This window comes from Arthrobacter sp. Y3221160, assembly GCF_059092585.1.
This window is the reverse complement of record NZ_JBNHHU010000001.1, coordinates 2,608,484-2,626,434: the sequence shown is the minus strand read 5'-3', so window position 1 is coordinate 2,626,434 and position 17,951 is coordinate 2,608,484. Positions and strand designations below refer to the sequence as shown.

16 protein-coding genes and 1 pseudogene are annotated in these 17,951 nt (G+C 68.4%); 6 read left to right on the top strand and 11 right to left on the bottom strand.

Annotated features, from left to right (window positions below):
• Positions 1–148: 148 nt before the first annotated feature.
• Positions 149–643, bottom strand: a complete 495-nt coding sequence (locus tag AC5RWG_RS12225) for a MarR family winged helix-turn-helix transcriptional regulator (protein ID WP_494002198.1) — start codon at positions 641–643, stop codon at positions 149–151.
• Positions 644–689: 46 nt separating this feature from the next.
• Between AC5RWG_RS12225 and AC5RWG_RS12220 the strand changes: the two are divergent.
• A pseudogene (locus AC5RWG_RS12220) lies at positions 690–1,505 on the top strand (EamA family transporter); the annotation flags it as partial.
• Between the two features lie 148 nt (positions 1,506–1,653).
• Here the strand turns inward: AC5RWG_RS12220 and AC5RWG_RS12215 are convergent.
• A complete protein-coding gene (locus AC5RWG_RS12215) occupies positions 1,654–2,355 on the bottom strand; it encodes an endonuclease/exonuclease/phosphatase family protein (protein WP_494025736.1) in 702 nt (233 codons plus the stop codon).
• Between the two features lie 233 nt (positions 2,356–2,588).
• Entirely contained in the window at positions 2,589–4,052 is a 1,464-nt protein-coding gene (locus tag AC5RWG_RS12210; RefSeq protein ID WP_494074260.1) for a protein adenylyltransferase SelO, read from the bottom strand.
• A gap of 78 nt (positions 4,053–4,130) precedes the next feature.
• Here AC5RWG_RS12210 and AC5RWG_RS12205 point away from each other — a divergent pair, with 78 nt between their 5' ends.
• Together AC5RWG_RS12205 and AC5RWG_RS12200 are read left to right on the top strand one after the other, a co-directional pair.
• Positions 4,131–4,313, top strand: a complete 183-nt coding sequence (locus AC5RWG_RS12205) for a hypothetical protein (RefSeq protein ID WP_494048914.1) — start codon at positions 4,131–4,133, stop codon at positions 4,311–4,313.
• Between the two features lie 207 nt (positions 4,314–4,520).
• Positions 4,521–6,026 carry an aldehyde dehydrogenase family protein gene (locus tag AC5RWG_RS12200; protein WP_494074261.1) on the top strand — a complete coding sequence of 502 codons (1,506 nt, stop codon included), beginning with the start codon at positions 4,521–4,523 and terminating at the stop codon, positions 6,024–6,026.
• Between the two features lie 137 nt (positions 6,027–6,163).
• Here the strand turns inward: AC5RWG_RS12200 and ligM are convergent, their stop codons facing one another.
• The 6 genes from ligM to AC5RWG_RS12170 form a co-directional block, all read right to left on the bottom strand.
• Positions 6,164–7,570, bottom strand: coding sequence for a vanillate/3-O-methylgallate O-demethylase (gene ligM / locus AC5RWG_RS12195; RefSeq protein ID WP_494048916.1), 1,407 nt, complete (start codon positions 7,568–7,570; stop codon positions 6,164–6,166).
• A 100-nt stretch (positions 7,571–7,670) separates the two neighbouring features.
• A complete protein-coding gene (locus tag AC5RWG_RS12190) occupies positions 7,671–8,360 on the bottom strand; it encodes a GntR family transcriptional regulator (RefSeq protein ID WP_494074262.1) in 690 nt (229 codons plus the stop codon).
• Between the two features lie 53 nt (positions 8,361–8,413).
• Positions 8,414–9,376 (bottom strand): VOC family protein, encoded by a 963-nt coding sequence (locus tag AC5RWG_RS12185; RefSeq protein ID WP_494074263.1) that lies wholly within the window; start codon positions 9,374–9,376, stop codon positions 8,414–8,416.
• Positions 9,373–10,548 (bottom strand): 4-oxalomesaconate tautomerase, encoded by a 1,176-nt coding sequence (locus AC5RWG_RS12180; protein ID WP_494167042.1) that lies wholly within the window; start codon positions 10,546–10,548, stop codon positions 9,373–9,375. Before AC5RWG_RS12180 ends, AC5RWG_RS12185 begins: the two co-directional genes overlap by 4 nt.
• Positions 10,538–11,233: a 4-carboxy-4-hydroxy-2-oxoadipate aldolase/oxaloacetate decarboxylase gene (locus AC5RWG_RS12175; RefSeq protein ID WP_494074265.1), complete on the bottom strand. Its 696-nt coding sequence runs from the start codon at positions 11,231–11,233 to the stop codon at positions 10,538–10,540. The genes AC5RWG_RS12180 and AC5RWG_RS12175 overlap by 11 nt, the downstream gene beginning before the upstream one ends.
• Positions 11,230–11,964 carry a PIG-L deacetylase family protein gene (locus tag AC5RWG_RS12170; RefSeq protein ID WP_494013140.1) on the bottom strand — a complete coding sequence of 245 codons (735 nt, stop codon included), beginning with the start codon at positions 11,962–11,964 and terminating at the stop codon, positions 11,230–11,232. The genes AC5RWG_RS12175 and AC5RWG_RS12170 overlap by 4 nt, the downstream gene beginning before the upstream one ends.
• A gap of 189 nt (positions 11,965–12,153) precedes the next feature.
• On the opposite strand from AC5RWG_RS12170, the gene purU reads away from it, so the two are divergent.
• Positions 12,154–13,050, top strand: a complete 897-nt coding sequence (gene purU / locus AC5RWG_RS12165) for a formyltetrahydrofolate deformylase (protein ID WP_494074266.1) — start codon at positions 12,154–12,156, stop codon at positions 13,048–13,050.
• Between the two features lie 75 nt (positions 13,051–13,125).
• On the opposite strand, the gene AC5RWG_RS12160 is transcribed toward purU, so the two are convergent.
• Positions 13,126–14,478 (bottom strand): aminomethyl transferase family protein, encoded by a 1,353-nt coding sequence (locus AC5RWG_RS12160; protein WP_494074267.1) that lies wholly within the window; start codon positions 14,476–14,478, stop codon positions 13,126–13,128.
• Positions 14,479–14,561: 83 nt separating this feature from the next.
• Positions 14,562–16,232 (bottom strand): CocE/NonD family hydrolase, encoded by a 1,671-nt coding sequence (locus tag AC5RWG_RS12155; RefSeq protein WP_494074268.1) that lies wholly within the window; start codon positions 16,230–16,232, stop codon positions 14,562–14,564.
• 235 nt (positions 16,233–16,467) lie between these two features.
• Between AC5RWG_RS12155 and AC5RWG_RS12150 the strand changes: the two genes are divergently transcribed.
• Complete coding sequence (locus tag AC5RWG_RS12150) at positions 16,468–17,238, top strand: ABC transporter ATP-binding protein (protein ID WP_494074269.1); 771 nt, start codon at positions 16,468–16,470, stop codon at positions 17,236–17,238.
• Positions 17,235–17,948: an ABC transporter ATP-binding protein gene (locus AC5RWG_RS12145; RefSeq protein WP_494074270.1), complete on the top strand. Its 714-nt coding sequence runs from the start codon at positions 17,235–17,237 to the stop codon at positions 17,946–17,948. Before AC5RWG_RS12150 ends, AC5RWG_RS12145 begins: the two co-directional genes overlap by 4 nt.
• Positions 17,949–17,951: the final 3 nt, after the last annotated feature.

Below are 17,951 nucleotides of genomic sequence, written 5' to 3'. Positions count from 1 at the left end.
CCAACATTGCCAGACGGCCGGGGCCACCACTACCCCGGGCCACCGGTCAGCCGGGCGGTTTCAGCAGGAAGTGGACCGCTGCCGGGTACGAGGACCGCGGAACCGTTCCGGTCGTGCTCGTTGTAGGAGCCGACTTCGTACCGGTCGGCTAGCAGCGCGCTTCGGCCGCTTGCTCCACCTTGGCCAGCAGGCGCGCGAGCTGGTCGCGTTCCGTCCGAGTCAATCCGGCGAGCAGGGCGCGTTCGGTGTTCACATGGTCGGGCAGAGCCTTGTTGACGAGGTCCCGCCCTGCGGGCGTGAGGGTAACCTGCTTGCCCCTGCCGTCCGTGATGTCTTTGGTCCTTGTGACCAGCCGCCGCTCTTCCAGCCGGTTTAAGCGCTGGGCGATGGCGGCGGAGGTCACCATGGCGGCCTGGGTCAGCTCCCGTGGACTGAGCGTGTAAGGCTTCCCCGAGCGCAGCAGTGTCGCCAAGACGTCAAAACTGGCCGAATCGAGATCGTGGCGGGCGAACGTTGCCGCCAGCACGGCGTCCACCTTCCGCGACGCGCGGGTGATCCGTCCAATCACTGCCATAGGCGAAACGTCCAGGTCGGGCCGTTCCGCAGCCCACTGCGCCAAAATTTTCGCTACCGGGTCTTCCACGCATCCAGCATAGACGATTCGCTAAGAGCTTAGCTATATTGGCTAAGTGCTTAGCAATCGATGGCTCCTCCTGGCAGCCACTGCCTTCGCCCCGTTGACCTGGGGAACGACCTACGCGGTCACCACCGAACTGCTGCCTGCAGACAAGCCGCTCCTGGCAGCGGCACTGCGGGCGCTACCTGCAGGGCTCCTCCTGCTGTTGATTGTCCGGCGGCTCCCGCAGGGCCCTTGGTGGTGGAAGGCCCCACTGCTCGGCGCACTGAACATCGGCGTTTTCTTCGCCCTGCTGTTTGTTGCCGCCCATCGGTTGCCCGGCGGAGTGGCGGCGACCATTGGCGCCGTGCAGCCTTTGCTGGTGGCTGCCCTGGCCTCGCGTTGGATCGGCGAGCGGCTGACCGGCCCCAAGGTCATTGCAGCGGCCGTCGGCTTGTTTGGCGTCGCGCTGATAGTGCTGCAATCACACGCCGGACTCGACGCGGTGGGGGTCGCGGCCGCCTTGGGCGGCACCTTGTCCATGGGCGCCGGCCTGGTGCTGGCTAAGAAGTGGGGGCAGCCGGATACGGCTCTGGCCGTTACGTGCTGGCAGTTGACGGCCGGTGGTTTGCTGCTGGCACCGCTGGCCCTCCTCATGGAGGGCCCGCTGCCGCAGCTGACCGGTTCGAATATCGGTGGCTACATCTACCTGTCGGTGATCGGAACTGCTGTGGCCTACGCGTTGTGGTTCCGTGGGCTGCAGCTGCTGCCGGCGTTTAGCGTGTCGCTACTGGGACTGTTGAGTCCCGTCGTCGCCACCGCCACCGGATGGCTGGTCCTTTATCAGGAACTCGCCCCCGGTCAAACAGCGGGGGCGTTGCTGATTTTGGCAACACTGGTCGCCTCCAATTCCAAGGCGACGGCAAGGGGCGGGCGGGCCTCCGCCGCCGCGGCAGCCATTCGGCGCATGCACTTCCGCTGGTTCTCGTCTGTCAGACCTTCAGCCGACCGCCAGTTGGCGGAATATGGCGAACCCGTCAGCTGGCGCGGGCCTCGCGGTTCTCGTCCACGTATTCCGCCGTCACCAGGATCGGCAGGTGGTCGGACTGGCCGCGCGGCAGGGTTTCCACGCTTTGAATGTCCAGGCCCAGGGACGTGGCGAAGTCGAAGTGGCCACGGAACAGCTTGTAGCGCGTGTAGGTGCGGCGGTTGCTCAGGGTGAGCTCGTAGCCCGTTTCCTTCAGGTGCGCAATCAGGTTTTTCGTGAAGAAGGGGTAGTTGAAGTCCCCCACCATCAGTGTCATCTGCTCGCCGGTGCCGCCCATGCCCAGCAGCGCTTCGTGGCCGGCCTTGATCTGATGCCGGCGCAGGGAGTTGGTGGCCGTCAGCGGCGCGGCGTGAAAGTCGCCGACGACGATTTCGTGTTTGCTCTCGTTGTCCACCATCTTGACCCCGAGCAGCCGCTCGTGGGCGGGTGCAAGCACGTAATCGTGCAGCGACTTCTTGAGTTCGAAGGTGTTGGTATCGAGGGCGGAGAACCGGTTCTCGTCGTAATAGACGGCCAGTCCCAGCCTGTTTCCCTTGGTCGAATTGGCCAACCGCAGGTGTCCCAGCGTGTGCGGAAGTTTCTCCGTGTCCGCTTCCTGCAGGCACATCACGTCGACGTCGTAGCGGTCGGTCAGGTCCTCGAGTTCCGCGCTCGCACTGTGTTTCCGCAGGTTGTAGCTGATAGCTCTCAACAAAGAATCACCCTTCCGTCGCGGTCGCTGTAGTCTGCGCCCATATTACAGAGCCGACCCCGCGGTTACATTCGGCTGCCGCCCGCCAAACCGGCCAAAAGGGCGGATTCGCCCCGCAAGGACGCCAAAAACCGGTGGCCGATATCCTTCGACAATTAGGTGCCGGGCGCGGCCATCGGGCGCCGCGTTGCCGGGCATCGGCCCCCGTCCCGCCGGCGTCTTGCCGGCGGCGCTCACGTCCCGCAGAAAGTCCGGTACGCGCCGAAGTCTTCCGGCGCAGCGGCTGCGTAACGCTCCAGACCGGGGCGCTCGTCGTAGGGGCGGGTCACCGCGTCCAGGAGGCGGGTCAACGGGCCCAAGTCTCCGTGCGTGGCGGCGTCGAGGGCCTCCTCGACCAGGTGGTTGCGGGGAATGTAGACGGGGTTGATCCGGTCCATCAATCCCGCGTCCGGCCGGAGCGGGCGCCATCGTGCCAGCCAGTCATCGAACCCTGCGGAGTCCGTAAACAGGCGGCGGGCCGCTTCTGTTTGGCCCCGGGCGGCCGCGCCGAGGCTGCGGAAGAACGCCGTGTGGTCTACCTTGCCCGCCTGGAGCAGGGCCAGGAGATCGTTCACGAGCGGGGTGGCCGCCGCGGAATCGACCCCGTCGTCCAGGCCGATCTTGGTCCTCGCGCCGGCCAGCCAGGCGGCGCTGTACTCGCTCCTGAAGGTGCCCAGGGCTTCCGACGCGAGGGCGGCCGCCTGCTCTTGATCGTCGTGCAGGAGCGGCAGGAGTGCCTCCGCGAGCCGGGCGAGGTTCCATTCGGCGGCAAGCGGCTGGTTGGCGTAGGCGTAACGTCCGCCCTCGTCGATGGAACTGTAGACGGAGGCCGGATCGAAGGCGTCCATGAAGGCGCAGGGCCCGTAGTCGATGGTTTCACCGGAGATGGTCATGTTGTCGGTGTTCATGACCCCGTGCACGAATCCCACGAGCATCCATTGCGCCACCAGCGCGGCTTGGGTGCCTATGACCGCCCGAAACAGCGCCAGATAGGGATGCTCGGCCTCGGCGGCCGCCGGGTGGTGGCGGGCAATGGCATGGTCGGCGAGCCGGCGCAGGAGGTCGACGTCACCCGTGGCCCGGGCGTACTGGAAACTTCCCACGCGCAGATGGCTGCCGGCCACCCGCACCAGAACAGCTCCCGGCAACTCGGTGTCACGGTAAACCGGGAGCCCCGTGGCCACGACGGCCAGGGAGCGCGTGGTGGGAATGCCCAGGGCATGCATGGCCTCGCTGACCACGTATTCGCGGAGCATCGGGCCCACCGCGGCCTGGCCGTCACCGCCCCGCGCGAATGGCGTGGGCCCCGAACCCTTGAGGTGGACGTCGCGCAGCCGGCCGCCCGCATCGGTCAGCTCGCCCAGCAGGAGCGCCCGCCCGTCGCCGAGCCGGGGCGAGTACCAGCCGAACTGGTGTCCGGCGTACGCCTGCGCCACCGGAGTGGCATCACCGGGAATCCGGTTGCCCGTCAACAGCTGCAGCCCGTCGGGGCTGCGCAGGGCGGCCGGCTCGATTCCCAACTCGGCGGCCAGCGGCTCGTTCAGAACCAGCAGGCGCGAGTCGGGGACCTCCTGCGCCCGCCAGGGGACGGCCAGCTCCGCAAGCTCGCGGGCGAAGCGGCCATCAAACGCGAGGGTTGATTGTGCTGGAGCACTCATCCCCCAAGAATAGCTAGGACACCACGGGTGGCGTCACCCCAGCCGGCAGATACCCGGAACTGCAAAGGAAAGACCACGATGAGCACGCACATCCACAGCATCCTGAACCGGGCCGGAGAAGAGATGGTGTACATCGGACCGGACCACCCTTCCTACGAACTGCTCGCCGGGCTGGTGGCCTCCGTGCACCAAGCCTGGCAGGAAGGCTACGACCAGGGCCGCAGCGGCGGCACGAACGAAAACCCGTACCGCGGCTACTAAAGCGGGCGGCGCCAGCCGGAAAATAGGGCGTGCCAACCCCTAGCACTCCCCCCGCGGATAGGCAAAGCTGAAGGCAGGGGAAACTGGCGCCCACCACGCTCTGAGGTTGTCGCCTTCAGCCGGCCGGGGGCGCCGACGCTGAAGAACGTCGCTCCTGCAGTTCCGGCATGGGGCCGGAACGGTCAAAACACAGAGAGGTGTTTCGAGATGACTGACGTAGCAAGCACTACCGGCGAAACCGGCCAGGTCACTACCGGGCTCTATATCGGCGGTGAAGTCCGGGACTCCGGCGAAAAATACGCGGTAGCGGACCCCGGCAAGCCGGGTTCAGTGGTGGGCTACGCGGCGGCCGGCACCCGGCAGGATGTGGCCGACGCCGTCGCCGCGGCGAAGTCCGCCTTCCCGGCGTGGGCTGCGCTCGGCGCCAAGGAGCGCGCCGCCCAGCTCGGCGCGGCCATCGAAGGCATCGCCGATCTCCGTGATGAGGACGCGGCGATCCTGTCGCAGGAAAACGGCAAGATCCGCATGGAGGCCTGGGTGGACGCCCTGGTCTTCGAGATCCGCTTCCAGCTCGCCCTGGCGCTCGCGGACGAGGTGGACCAGGGCAAGGTCCTCGAACCGGCCCCGGGCATCCCGGTGACCACCTCGGTGGCGTACCAGCCGCTGGGCGTGGTCACGGTGATCGTTCCGTTCAACTGGCCCATCGCCATCCTGGGCGCCTCGCTGCCGCACGCCCTGCTGGCTGGCAACACCGCGATCGTCAAGCCGCCGCCCACCACCCCGCTGGCAATCACCCGGGTAGTGCAGCGCGTGGCGGAAAAGCTGCCGCCGGGGGTGCTGAATATTGTCACCGGCCAGGACAGCGAGATGGGCGGGCTGATCCAGAACGACGACGTGGCGAAGGTCTGCTTCACCGGCAGCGTGGGCGGCGGCAAGAAGATGATGGAGATGGCGTCCAAGAGCCTGACCCGGGTCACCTTGGAGCTCGGCGGCAACGACCCGGCGGTGGTCCTCGAGGACGCCGTCCTGGACGACACGCACCTGGACCGGCTGTATGCCGCGGTCTTCGACACCACCGGGCAGATCTGCATGGCCGCCAAGCGCATCTATGTGCACCGCTCCCGGCTGGAGGAACTGGTCGCCGGGCTGTCCGAGCGGCTGGACAAGGCCGTCGTCGGCTACGGCCTGGACGAGGGCACCACCATGGGCCCGCTGCACCAGCCTGCGCAGAAGACCTTCGTCGAAGAACTCATCGCCGAAGCGAAGGCCGCCGGGGCCGACGTCCGGGAATTCGGGGAACTGCCGACGGACCCGGAGCTGCAGGGCGGCAACTTCCTGCGGCCGGCGTTGGTGGTCGACCCGGACCCGCAGCTGCGCGTTGTCACGCAGGAGCAGTTCGGTCCGGTCATCCCGATCCTCCCCTTCGACACCGAGGAGGAAGCGTTGGCCCTGGCCAACGACACCTGGGCCGGCCTCTGCGGCTCGGTGTGGACCGCGGACACGGAAAAGGCCAACGCCGTCGGCTCGCAGCTGGTCTGCGGCTACGTTTGGGTCAACGACCACGGCGCGACCCGCCTGGACCTCCGTGCGCCGTTCGGCGGCATGAAGCACTCGGGCTTCGGCCGCGAACAGGGCATCGAAGGCGTCCGCGCGTTCCAAGACACCCGCGCCATCGCCCACCTGGACGAGGCGGCGGCCGCTGCAGGCCACTGACCACGACGACGGCGGCGGGCTGACCGCGGCAGCGGGCGGCCCTTCGTCCGCCCGACGCGGAGGCACCAGAGGAACGGGGCCGGCCCCGCCTGCGGGACGGTCCCCCGGTTCAGACGGCCTGCGGGACGGTCCCCGGATCAGACGGCCTGGGCGGTCCGCCAGCCGCCGCGGTATTCCTTGCGCGCGGTCACGGAGTAGGGCGCTGGACTGACCACGGCCCGGACTTCCAGCTGCCGGTGCGGTTCCACGGTGGTCTTGCGGGTGCCGCCGTCGGGCTCGCCCCAGACCACGTTCACCTCCGTGCCGATCTCCACGTCGGGGTTGACCGTGGCCAGCGACAGCGCCCGCCGCTCGTTGGCGCTGTAACCGGTGAACAGAGACAGGCCCACGTTCGTGCCGCCGGCGTCGACAATGGAATCATAGTTCGAGGAGCCGTAGTTGGCGTTGGGCAGGTCGAAGTACTTGTAGGGCGTTCCCTCCGTGTCGAACAGCGAGGCGAAGATTTTGGTCATGTCCTCGGCGTTCCAGGCCAGCGTGACCTTCTTCCGCTGCGCCTGGCCGTCGATCTTCTCCAGCGCCTCGCGGCCGATGAAGTCGTGGTCGAACTTGATGAACGAGCCGTAGCCCAGCTCCCACGGGTTCAGGTAGTAATCCTCGATGTTGTCGGAGACGAAGCTGCCGGCCACGGCGTTGACGGCTTCGTAGCTGTCCGCACCCAGCCATTCCCGGTACGGACGAAGCTCTTCCCCGGAGTAGATGGCCGGCAGCGGGGACGGAATCCAGCCCGATTCCAAGGTGTTGGACGAGTAGGCCCGGGCGCCGACGGGCAGGAGGCCGAACTCCCGGCCGGCCTCCAGGATGAACTCGCGGACGCGCTCGTAGGACTCGTAGGGCCCCCAGAGCTCCAGCCCGGGGGCGCCGGCCATGCCGTGGCGCAGCGTGCGAACCTGCGCCCCGGCCACCTGCATGTGGTCCATACTGAAGAATTTCAGCTGCTCCACGGTGCCGCCGTTGAGCTTTTCGATGACCTGCCACGCGTTCGGACCCTGGATCTGGAACCGCCAGTACCTGCGCTGCACCGGCTTGCCCATTGGCCGCGACGGCGACCGTCGGTCCACCTCCAGCTCCACGTCGTACCCGCCGGTCTGCCCGTGAAAGAGCAGCCAGTTGGCCGCGGGGGAACGTCCCACGTAGACGAACTGGTCCTCGGCCTCGTGGAAGAGGATGCCGTCTCCGATCACGTGCCCGGAGGGCGTCGTCGGGACATATTGCTTGGCCCTGTTCACCGGGAAGGTGGCCACCGAGTTGATCGCGGTGTCGGAAATCAGTCTCAACGCATCGGGGCCCTTGATGAACAGGTTGTCCATGTGGTGGGACTGGTCGTACAGCACGGCGGTCTCCCGCCAGGCCCGGACCTCGCTGCGCCAGTTGGTGAATTCCGGTGCCACCACCGGATAGACATAGGCGCCGATCTGCGAATTGCGCAGCAGCTCCACGGTATTGCCGGCCTGGTCCAGGACGTCCTGCAGGTTCTGTGCACTCATGATTCCCCTATCCCCGCCGGCCGGGGGCCGGCGTCTCTTCCATGCCTCCATTGGCCGAAGGCATGCTGTGCGGTTGCGGGCGGCAGGGGAACCGGCTTCTTTAGCGGCCGGGGTCCTCGGCCGCCCGCGTGATGGCATCGGCAACGCTCTTGAGGTGCTTATCCATGGCTGCGGCGGCCCGTTCCGGGTCCTTGGCGCAAACAGCGTCCACAATCTCCAGGTGCTCGGGCAGGGAGACGGCCGGCCGCCCCGGCTGCATGGCCAGCCGGAACTGGAAGCGGACGCTCTGGCCGCGCAGGCGCGCGATCAGAGCGGCCGCCGTTTCGTGCCGGCTCAGTTCGACGACCCGGCGGTGCAGGGTCTTGTTCAGGTCCGAATACTGCAGCAGCTCGCCGGCGGCCACGGCCCGGCTCATGGCCTCGCCCAGGGCCTGCAGTTCCTGCACGTCCTCGTCGGTGACCTGTTCGGCGGCCTTGGCCGCGCAGATGGCTTCCAGGGCGGCACGGACCTCGGTGATCTCCACCGCTTCCTCCACCGCGACCGCGCGCACCCGGGCGCCGCGGTTCTGGATGCGCTCCACCAGCCCCTCCAGCGTCAGCTCCGCCAGCGCCGCCCGGACGGTGGCCCGGCTGGCATGGAACTCGGCGCAGATATCCGCCTCCACCAACCGCTGGTTGGGCACGAGTTCGCCCCGGTCGATCGCCCGTTTGAGCCCGGCGACGACGGCGGCCGAGTCGGTCGAGCGGGGTGCTGCTATCTGGCTGGCGGTGCTCACGGGAGGCTGCTCCATGCTGAGAGAGTGTGCTGACGAAGTTGTTGCCAATAACCTAGCCCATGTGGTTCTCAGTGCGCGTCCGGCACCTCGACGGGCGGCGTGCCGTGGGTATGGAAGGTCGAGATGGTCTGCATCCCCCAGGCCTGCCCCTTCTTCCGTTCCGTCTCGGTCCAGACCACCGGTTCCCAGTCCGGTGCCAGCAGGAGCCGCGCGCCGGCGTTGGCGAACTCGATGCGGTTCCCGCCCGGCTCGTAGACGTAGAGGAAGAACGTCTGGTTGATGGTGTGCTTGTGCGGACCGGACTCGATGTGGATGCCGTTCTCCAGGAAGATGTCGGCGGCCTTGAGGATGTCTTCACGGGTGTCCGGGGCGAAGGCGATGTGGTGCAGGCGGCCGGAGGCGCCCAGGTGGTCGGCCGAGTAAACCAGGTCATAGGACTTCTGGCCGAACCGGAACCAATGGGCCGCGGTGCGTCCGTTGTCCAGCCGGATCAGTTCGCTGTCCTTCAGGCCCAGGACGTCGGCCGAAAACTTCGCGTTCTCCTCCACGTTGGCCGCCAGGTAGTTAATGTGGTCCAGCCGGCGGGCGTTGACCCCGTGGCCGGGGAAGCGGGACGCCTGGTTCTTCAGGGCCGGCTTGTCGTCCGTGGCCCGGTACCACTCGGTCTCGTAGTAGACGGACATCGGGTGGCCGTCCGGGTCCGTGAAGTGGAACGACGGCCCGACGCCGAATTCACCGTCCCGCCACTGTCCGCCCTGCCCGGACTCCTGGATCGAAGCCACCAGCCGGTCCAGCGACTCGGGTGAGGCCGCCCGGTGCGCGACCAGTCCGACGCCGGAGGCCTGCCGCGGGGTGAGCTTGATGCTCCAGTTTTCGTAGTCGTCCCAGGTGCGCAGGAAAACCGAGTCTCCGGCGCGGGCGACCTCCCGCATGGCCAGCAGGTCGTTGAAGAACCAGTAGCTCTCGTCGAACTTGTCAGTGAACAGCTCGATGTTGCCCAGGTGGGCGATGTCGCGGTGCTGGGGTGTCATGGTCCTCCTTCACGTGGTTGCGGGGCCACCCGGTCTCGGGGAAAGACGGTGCCGTCGAACAGCTTCCGCGCCGTCCGCAGCACCGTGGAGGACGTGGTGGTGACGCCGGCGGGGCCCTCGGCCAGTTCCGCGCCGACGTCCAGGTAGCCGGTGGGGTGCTCGAGCCGGAGCGGCCTTCCGCCGGCGGGGAGCCGGGCCAGTTCGTGTCCGACGGCGTTCTGCAGTTGGATGCCGGCCGCCACGGTGGTGGCACCGAGCACGCCGATGGACGTGTGGCAGCGCACAGGCAGGAAGCTGCGGGTGTTGACCGTGCCCCCGTTGCGCGGCGCGGAGAGCAGCACCAGCTTCGGCACGGTCTTGCCGGACACGTCGCCCATGCCCATCAGCTTCGCCGCCTCAATCCGGATCCGGGCCAGCCGGTCCGCCAGGGCGGTGTCGGCTTCCAGCTCGGCCGGGTCCTCGTAGCCGGTGACCCCGACATCGCCCGCCCGCAGCAGGACCGACGGCATGCCGTTGTCCACGCAGGTAACGTCGACGCCGTCCGCCACGTCCGCCTCCCGACCTGTGGGCAGCAGCGCCCCGGTGGAGGAGCCGGCGGTGTCGGCAAAGTCCAGGGTGACCGGGGCGGCGGTACCGGGCACCCCGTCGATGGCCGCGTCCCCGCGGTAGTCCACCCGGCCGCCGGGCGTCGGGAAGGTGGCCGTGGCCCTGCTGTCTGTATTCACCATCCGGATGCGCACCGCCGTCGTGCTTTCCTGCGCCGGAAGCAGGCCGCGTTCGACGGCGAAGGGTCCGACGCCGGCGAGGATGTTGCCGCAGTTCTGGCTGTCCGTGACCGTCGCCTCGTCCACGGCGACCTGCAGGAACAGGTAGTCCACGTCCGTCTCTTCGCCGGCCGACGGCGAGATGACCGCCACCTTGCTGGTCAGCGGGTGGGCCCCGCCGATGCCGTCGATCTGGCGGGCGTCCGGGCTGCCCATGATCCGCAGCAGCAGGTCGTCGCGGTCGCCGCTGTGAGCCGGCAGGTCCGCGGCCAGGAAGTAGACGCCCTTGGACGTGCCGCCGCGCATCAGCATGCAGCGGACGCCGTAGTCGTAGTCCCCGCCGGCTCCGGAAGGGGCGCCGGCGGCCGCGTCCAGGGGCCGGGCATCGCCGTCGTGCTCAGCCGTCATAGTCTTCGGCCGCCACGTACTGAACGCCGAGCTTCTCCAGCACCGGCCGCAAGCCGTAGTAGTCCAGGCCCAGCGTCCCCTCCTGGAACCGGGACCGGGTCTTTTCCTCCTTGTCCAGGCGCGCCTGCGAAGCCTCGACCGCCGCCGGTGCTTCCAGCCGCGGCACGCAGACCACGCCGTCGTCGTCGGCCACGATCACGTCGCCGGGCCGGACAGCGACCCTTCCCAGGGTGATGGGAACGTTGACCGCCCCGGCGCTCGCCTTCACCGTGCCCTGGGCGTGGACGGCGGCGGACCAGGCGGGAAAGCCCATCGCCTGCAGTTCGGCCACGTCGCGCACCCCGGTGCTGGTGACCACGCCGCGGACGCCGCGGTACTGCAGGGCTGTGGCGAACAGCTCGCCGAACAGGCCGTCGGTGCATTCGGACGTGGTGGTGACCACCAGGATGTCCCCGGGGCGGCACTGCTCAATGGCAGCGTGGACCATCAGGTTGTCGCCGGGCCAGCAAAGCACCGTGACGGCGGTGCCGGCCACCCGGATGCCGGACTGGATCGGCCGGAACTGCGGTCCGGCCAGGCCGGTGCGGCCCATCGCCTCGTGGACCGTGGCGACGCCGAAGCCGGCGAGCGCGTTGGCGTCGGCCAGGTCGGCGCGGCGCGGGTTGGTGACGATGACGTTTTTCATGCCAGCGTGCCGGTCACTTGCGGGTAGTAGCGCATGTACGCCTCGCCCTTGGTGTCCGTGGGGAAGCCGAGGTTGGGCCCCGCGTTGCGCTTGACCTGCACGCCGCGGCGCGTGGCCAGGTCCGTGTAGTAGTCCCACATGTGCTGCTGCGCCGGCAGGCATTCCATCGCCGTGCGCTTGGCCGGGAAGGCCGCCGTGATGTCGAGCAAGACGTTGGGCTTGAAGTCGCTTTGCTCCGGCTGATGCGGTTCGAAGAAGAACACCGGCGGGGCGCCCAGCGGATCGCCCGGGGCGTCGTAGCCGATGGCCTGCGCCAGCACCCGCGCGTCCAACGCCATCCGTGCCGCGGCCGGGTGGTCACCGTTGTAGGGGTCGGCCAGCGGATGGGTCAGCACCACCGTGGGCTTGACCTCGCGGTAGATCCTGACCAGCTCATCCACCAGGTCCCGCGTGGGCACCAGCGGATAGTCGCCGGCGTCCAGGAACCGGACCTCGGCGCCGAGCGCCGCGGCGGCGTTCTCCGCCTCCTGCCGGCGGATCGCCTTGATCTCTTCCAGTTCCTTGCCCTCGCGCCAGGCCTTGGCGGACTCGCCGCGTTCGCCGTAGGACAGGCACACGACGACGGCGCGTTCCCCGCGCTGTGCCGCGGCGGCGATGGCGCCGCCGGCCCGCCAGACGAAGTCGCCCGCGTGCGCGCTGACCACCAGCAAAGCCGGCTCGGTGTCGCTCAAGGGTCCTCCCGGGGTGGTTGTCCTAGGGGAAGTCAACCACCGGGAACCAGAATCGTCAACAATTCTGGTTTCACTTTCCGTGCGTGCCAAAGGACGGGCAACATCGGTCCCTTCCCACCAGGAGCCTCGGGGCCACGGGCCTGCTAAATTATTCGCAACAAACTGCGAGCCATCGGAAGGCAGTGCGCCATGACTACCTACCCGCAGAAGCCCCCGGCAGGAGCGCCGTCGACAGAAGACCAGGGGCGGTTGATCGTCCAGGGCACCGACCGGCCGGGCATCGTCGCCAGCGTTTCCACCCTGCTGACCGAGGCCGGCGCCAACATCGTCTCGCTGGATCAGCATTCGACCAATCCCGAAGGCGGCCGGTTTTTCCAACGGACCGTTTTCCATCTGCCCCACCTGACGGCCCGGGTGGAGCAGTTGGCACACAGCCTGGAGCAGCAACTGTCCGGCGACCCGGACCTGTCGTGGCGGCTGGTGGAAGTCAGCCGGCAGAAACGCGTGGCGATCTTCGTGTCCAAGTCCGACCACTGCGTGCTGGACTTGCTCTGGCGGCAGCGGCGGGGCGAGCTGCCGGTGAACATCGCCATGGTCGTCTCCAACCATCCCGACCTCAGCTCCGATGTCCGCCAGTTCGGGATCCCCTACTTCCACGTGCCGGTGGACAAGGAGGACAAGGCCGCGGCCGAGAGGCGCCACCTGGAGCTGCTGAAGGGCAACGTGGACCTGGTGGTCCTGGCCCGGTACATGCAAATCATCTCGCCCGGCTTCCTGGAGGAGGTGGGCGTCCCGGTCATCAACATCCACCACTCGTTCCTCCCCGCCTTTATCGGCGCGGCACCGTACCGCAAGGCCAAGGAACGCGGCGTCAAACTCATCGGGGCCACGGCCCACTACGTCACCGAAGACCTGGATGAGGGGCCCATCATCGACCAGGACGTCATCAGGGTTTCGCACAGCGACTCCGCGGAGGACCTCGCCCGGCTGGGCGCCGACGTGGAACGCAGCGTCCTGTCCCGCGCGGTGATGGCCCACTGCGAGGACCGGGTGCTGCGCGACGGCAACAGCACCATCGTGTTCTAGAGGTTGCCGCGCGTCCGGGCCACGTTGCTGCCGCCGCCGAGCCCGTTGATCATCGACGCGGCCGCGCGCCCGGGGTCAGGACCGGTAGGTCTTCCGCGCGAAGTCGACGTACGGCACCGGGGCGACCGTCGCCCGGATTTCCACCTGGCGGTGCGGCTCGACCTGGGGCTTGCGGGTGTTGGGCTCCTCGCCCCAGAGCACGGTGACTTCCGTGCCGGGTGCGCTGTGCCGCTTCTCCACGGTGGCCAGCGAGAGGAAGGCCTGCTCGTTGGCCGCATAGCCGCAGTCGAAGGACAGGCCGGCGGGTTCCCCGCCTGCCAGCACCTGGTCCACCTGGTAGAACGCGTAGCGGGCCTTGGGCATATCGAAGTACTTGGCCGGCAGCCCGTCCTCGCCGAGCGACTTGAACACGCCGGCCACGTCGTCGCTGTTCCAGACCAGCGTGACCTTTTCGCGGGCCGGGTTTTCCCGCATCCGCTCCAGGGCGCTGCGGCCCAGGAAGTCATGGTCGAAGGAGACCACGCGGCCGTAGTTCAGGTCCCAGGGCGTCAGGTAGTAATCCTCGATGTTCGGGGAGGCGAAGCTTCCGCCGAGGGACCCGGCGGACGCCAGCGGCAGCCACTTCCGATAGTCGGCGAGCCGGTCTCCGCTGAAGATGGCGGGCACCGGCGTCGGCACCCACCCGGAGCCGAGCGGGGAGGTGGAGTAGGCCTTGGCGCCCACTTGGCGCAGGTCAAGCTCTTCGCCCGCCTCGAGGATGGCCTGGCGGACGCGCTCGCCCTCCTGCCACGGGCCGAAGATCTCGAACCCGGCCTGGCCGGCGATGCCGTGCCGGATCGCCCGGACCCGGCAGCCCGCGATCGTGAAGTCGGTCATGTGGAAGAACTTCACGTCTGGAACCGGCCCACCGGTGAGCTTCTCCACCAGCGGAAGCGCCTGCGGCCCCTGAAGTTCATACCGGTAGATCTTCGGGGTGCCCTTCCGGACCAGGGAGTTGCCGTCGCGCTCGGCTGTGGCGTCGTAACCGCCCTTCCCCAGGTGGAACTCCACCCAGTCCACGACCATGTGATGGCCCACCAGGTTGAAGCTGCCCTCGGCCAGGCAGGCCAGGATGGCGTCACCGATCAGGTGGCCGTCCTCGTTGACCGCGACGAACTGCTTCGCGGTGTCCGGCCGGAAGTTGGCGAACTTGTTCACGCCCAGGTCGCTGAGCAGCTTCAGGGCGTCGGGTCCGTTGAGGTACAGGTCGGTCATGTGGTGGGACTGGTCCAGGAGGGCGACGGACTGGTCCCAGGCCCGCTGCTCCGACCGCCAGTTGGTGAACTCCGGCTGGATCGGAAAGACGATGGGCAGCGCGGGCAGATTCCGCAGCAGCTCCACCGGATTGCCGGTGCGTTGGATGGCATCTTCGAGGTTTTCGGCAGGCATGTCATGTTCCCTTCCGTGATCTGGTTCCGCGGCCGGGGCGGCTGGCCCCCGTGCGCGGCCAAGGGGCCGCGGCCGTGTTTCGTTTAGCCGGGGGTTGCGGTGAACAGCGGGAGCACCAGGTGCGAGGCGGACTGCCCGCCGGTGTGGATGCGGTGCTCCCCGCGGTTGACCGAGTCCTCGTGCCGGGCGTAGAGGTCGGGCTTGGGGTAGCGCATGACGTCGGACCCCTGCACCACCAGGACCAGGGTGTCCCCGGCCTCGAAGCGGGTACCGGAGGGCAGGATCTCGATCTCCAGCCGGACCGGGCCGTCCTGGGGCAGCGGCAGGGCCCGCCGGTGGGCCAGCACCGGGAGGTAGTCGGTGGAGCGGTCCGGATCGAGTTCACGGTGGGAGGCGCGCTGCCAGCCCACGGCGACGGGGCCGTCGTCGAAAATGGCGTAGTAGGGGAAGCCGACCACCGTGCCGTCCCGGTCCTTCTTGAACAGTGCCACGAAGACGTCCAAATCCTCGGCGTCCGGGGCCGACAGGAAGAGCACGGCCTTGGCGTGGCCCACGAGCATGGCCTCCTCGCGGAAGGCGAGGCTGAATTCCGCACGGTGCGGCCGCAGCCCGCTGCCCAGCGAGTCGTAAACGGCGGCCCCTTCTGCGGCGGGCGGCTCGTCCGCGAGCGAGCCGGCCGCGGCATCGAGATAAAGGGTGCGGTACCGGGTCTGCGGCGCCGGCCAATCCGCGGCAGCGTAGGTGCTCCCCTCGTAGAAGCGGTCCCGCACCTCCAGCCGCACCCGCGGCCAGTCCGCCAGGCCGCCGTCCCGCCCGTGGAGGAAGTGGTCGAAGAAGACCCGCTGCTGCTCCACCATGCCGGGGCGGTAGTACTCGGCCCACTTCTTCCGGCCGTGCACGTACAGCCATTTCTCCTCGGAGGCAATCCGGCGGAAGCCCTCCAGGGTCCCCCGCGTGTGCAGCCCCTGGTCCGACCAGCTGGCGACGACGAACGCCGGGACGGTGACCTTCTCCAATTCGGCGCTCTTGGACTCCCAAAAGGCGTCGTAGAACGGATGCGCGGCCGTCTCGGCTTCCAGGTCTTCAATGGGGCCGGTGGCGTAGCCCCAGCGTTCCCAGATGTAGGGCCAGAACCACGTTTCCGGGATGCCGCCGTGCCGCGCGACTTCCCGGTAGGTGTCGGTCCAGCCTTCCCAGGGGTTGATTGCGGCCAGGTGCGGCGGGTCCAGCTCGGCCACGCGCCACTGGGAGACGGTCAGGTAGGAGACGCCGGACAGCCCGACCTTGCCGTTGCTCCATTCCTGCCCGCCGGCCCACTCGATCAGGTCGTAGAAGTCCCTGGCTTCCTCCGGAGAGCAGTAGGTTGCCGCACCCTCCGAGTACCAGGTGCCCGGGATGTCGGCCACGACGACGGCGTAGCCGTGCGGCACCCAGAAGGCGGGGTCCGGCGCCTCGAAGGTCGTCAGCCCGCTGGTGTAACCGGCCTGCACCCCGCTGGTCGGGCGGACCACGCCCAGCTGCTCGGTGATGTGCTTACCGTACGGCGACCAACTGACCAGCGGAGCGGCGGGCACCGCGCCGTCGGGCCGGTAGACATCCACGCGGATCACCGCGCCGGACGACGCGGCCACGGCGACGTCCCGCTCGATGACCATACCCGGCAGATGTTCGGTCCGCGGCTGCGGCGGACGGCCGCCGCGCTCCTCGGGAGCATGGCGGTGTCCCCTGAAGAGATACGGGATGGAGCCAGACATCGTGTCCGCCTTTCCGCGGTGCAGCCGTGGCAGCCGCCGAACGCCTGTTGCTTCCCCTGCCTGACGACGGCGGCCATAACGTTCCCATCACCGCCTTGACATGAGATAGATCACATCGTTAGCTTCAATGTCAACATTCTTGTTAGCACCAGCCGGCCCACGGCGCCGGAATGAGCAGTCTCCCGCCTCCAGGAAGCGTTGAATCCATGTGGCGTACGGCAGAGAGTGTGCGGCCATGACGGCCCGGCTGACCGTCGAGGATGTTTCTCTGCACTTTGGCGGCATCACGGTGCTGGATTCTGTTTCCTTCGAGGTGGAACCCTCGACGGTCTTCGGGCTCATTGGCCCCAACGGCGCCGGCAAGACGTCCCTGTTCAACTGCGTCAGCGGACACTACAAGCCGTCGTCGGGGTTCATCGGCATCGACGGCGCGGACGTCCTCTCCCGCGCGCCGTCCGCCCTGGCACGGATGGGGCTGGCCCGCACGTTCCAACATCCCGCGCTCCAGTTGGACCAAACGGTGCTGGACAACGTGCTCCTCGGCGGCCACTCACGGCTGTCCGGCGGTGCGCTGTCCTGGGCGCTCCGGCTCCCGCACGCCGTCCGCGGCGAGCGCGCGCTCCGCCGGCAGGCCCATGACGTCCTTGCCCGGTTGGACCTGGGCTGGGCCACCCGGCTGCCGGCCGGCGAGCTGGCCCACGGCTTCCGCAAGCGCGTGGAGTTGTGCCGGGCGCTGCTCAGCCAGCCCAAACTGCTGCTGCTGGATGAGCCGGCCGCCGGGCTTTCGCACGCGGAAGTGGAGGACCTGATCGGCTGGATCAGGAACCTGCGCGCGGAATTCGAGCTGACCATCGTCGTCGTCGAACATCACATGGGCTTGATTTCCGCGGTGACGGACCGCCTGGCCGTGCTCAACCAGGGGCGGAAGCTGGCGGAGGGCACGGCGGCCGAGGTCCGGCAGGATCCGCGCGTGGTCGAGGCCTACCTCGGGCAGGGGGCGGCATGACGGGCCTCCTCGAACTCTCCAACGTGCGCGCCTGGTACGGCCGGGCCGTGGCACTGCACGGCATCAGCCTGAGCGTGGCCGACGGCGGCGCGACCGGCATCCTGGGCGCCAACGGCGCCGGCAAGACCACGACGTTGCGCGCCATCAGCGGCATGGTCAAGACCAGCGGGGACATCACCTTCGAGGGCCGCAGGATCGGCGGGATGCGGCCCGACCAGGTGGCCCGGCTGGGCATCGCCCACGTGCCGCAGGACCGCGGCACCCTGGCCAACCTCAGCGTGCAGGACAACCTGCTGGTCGGTGCCTACCGGCGCAAGGACCAGCGCGGCGTCGCCGCCGACCGGGACCACTACTTCGATCTCTTCCCGCAGCTCGCGGCGCGGAGCAAGACACCGGCCGCCGCGCTGTCCGGCGGTGAGCAGCAGATGCTCGCAATCGGGCGCGCCTTCATGTCCGGGCCCAAGCTCGTGCTGCTGGACGAGCCGTCTTTGGGGCTGGCGCCCGGCACCGCCGGCCAGGTCTACGAAGCGATCACCAAACTGCGCACCGAAACGGGGTTGTCCATGGTGGTGGTGGAACAGAACGCCGCCCTGGCCTTCTCCATTGTGGACGAGGCCACGGTCTTGGAAACCGGGCACGCCGTGCTGTCCGGGCCGCGCGAAGAGCTCATGGGCCTGGACGCCATCCGCAAAGCGTACCTGGGCGGGTGAGCC

Excerpts from the sequence above, each read along its gene's own strand:
- AC5RWG_RS12175 (WP_494074265.1), bottom strand. The coding sequence starts at position 11,233 with ATGAAAAACGTCATCGTCACCAACCCGCGCCGCGCCGACCTGGCCGAC.
- AC5RWG_RS12150 (WP_494074269.1), top strand. The coding sequence starts at position 16,468 with ATGACGGCCCGGCTGACCGTCGAGGATGTTTCTCTGCACTTTGGCGGC.
- purU (WP_494074266.1), top strand. The coding sequence starts at position 12,154 with ATGACTACCTACCCGCAGAAGCCCCCGGCAGGAGCGCCGTCGACAGAA.
- ligM (WP_494048916.1), bottom strand. The coding sequence starts at position 7,570 with ATGAGTGCACAGAACCTGCAGGACGTCCTGGACCAGGCCGGCAATACC.
- AC5RWG_RS12160 (WP_494074267.1), bottom strand. The coding sequence starts at position 14,478 with ATGCCTGCCGAAAACCTCGAAGATGCCATCCAACGCACCGGCAATCCG.
- AC5RWG_RS12210 (WP_494074260.1), bottom strand. The coding sequence starts at position 4,052 with ATGAGTGCTCCAGCACAATCAACCCTCGCGTTTGATGGCCGCTTCGCC.
- AC5RWG_RS12180 (WP_494167042.1), bottom strand. The coding sequence starts at position 10,548 with ATGACGGCTGAGCACGACGGCGATGCCCGGCCCCTGGACGCGGCCGCC.
- AC5RWG_RS12185 (WP_494074263.1), bottom strand. The coding sequence starts at position 9,376 with ATGACACCCCAGCACCGCGACATCGCCCACCTGGGCAACATCGAGCTG.
- AC5RWG_RS12190 (WP_494074262.1), bottom strand. The coding sequence starts at position 8,360 with ATGGAGCAGCCTCCCGTGAGCACCGCCAGCCAGATAGCAGCACCCCGC.
- AC5RWG_RS12155 (WP_494074268.1), bottom strand. The coding sequence starts at position 16,232 with ATGTCTGGCTCCATCCCGTATCTCTTCAGGGGACACCGCCATGCTCCC.
- AC5RWG_RS12200 (WP_494074261.1), top strand. The coding sequence starts at position 4,521 with ATGACTGACGTAGCAAGCACTACCGGCGAAACCGGCCAGGTCACTACC.
- AC5RWG_RS12205 (WP_494048914.1), top strand. The coding sequence starts at position 4,131 with ATGAGCACGCACATCCACAGCATCCTGAACCGGGCCGGAGAAGAGATG.
- AC5RWG_RS12145 (WP_494074270.1), top strand. The coding sequence starts at position 17,235 with ATGACGGGCCTCCTCGAACTCTCCAACGTGCGCGCCTGGTACGGCCGG.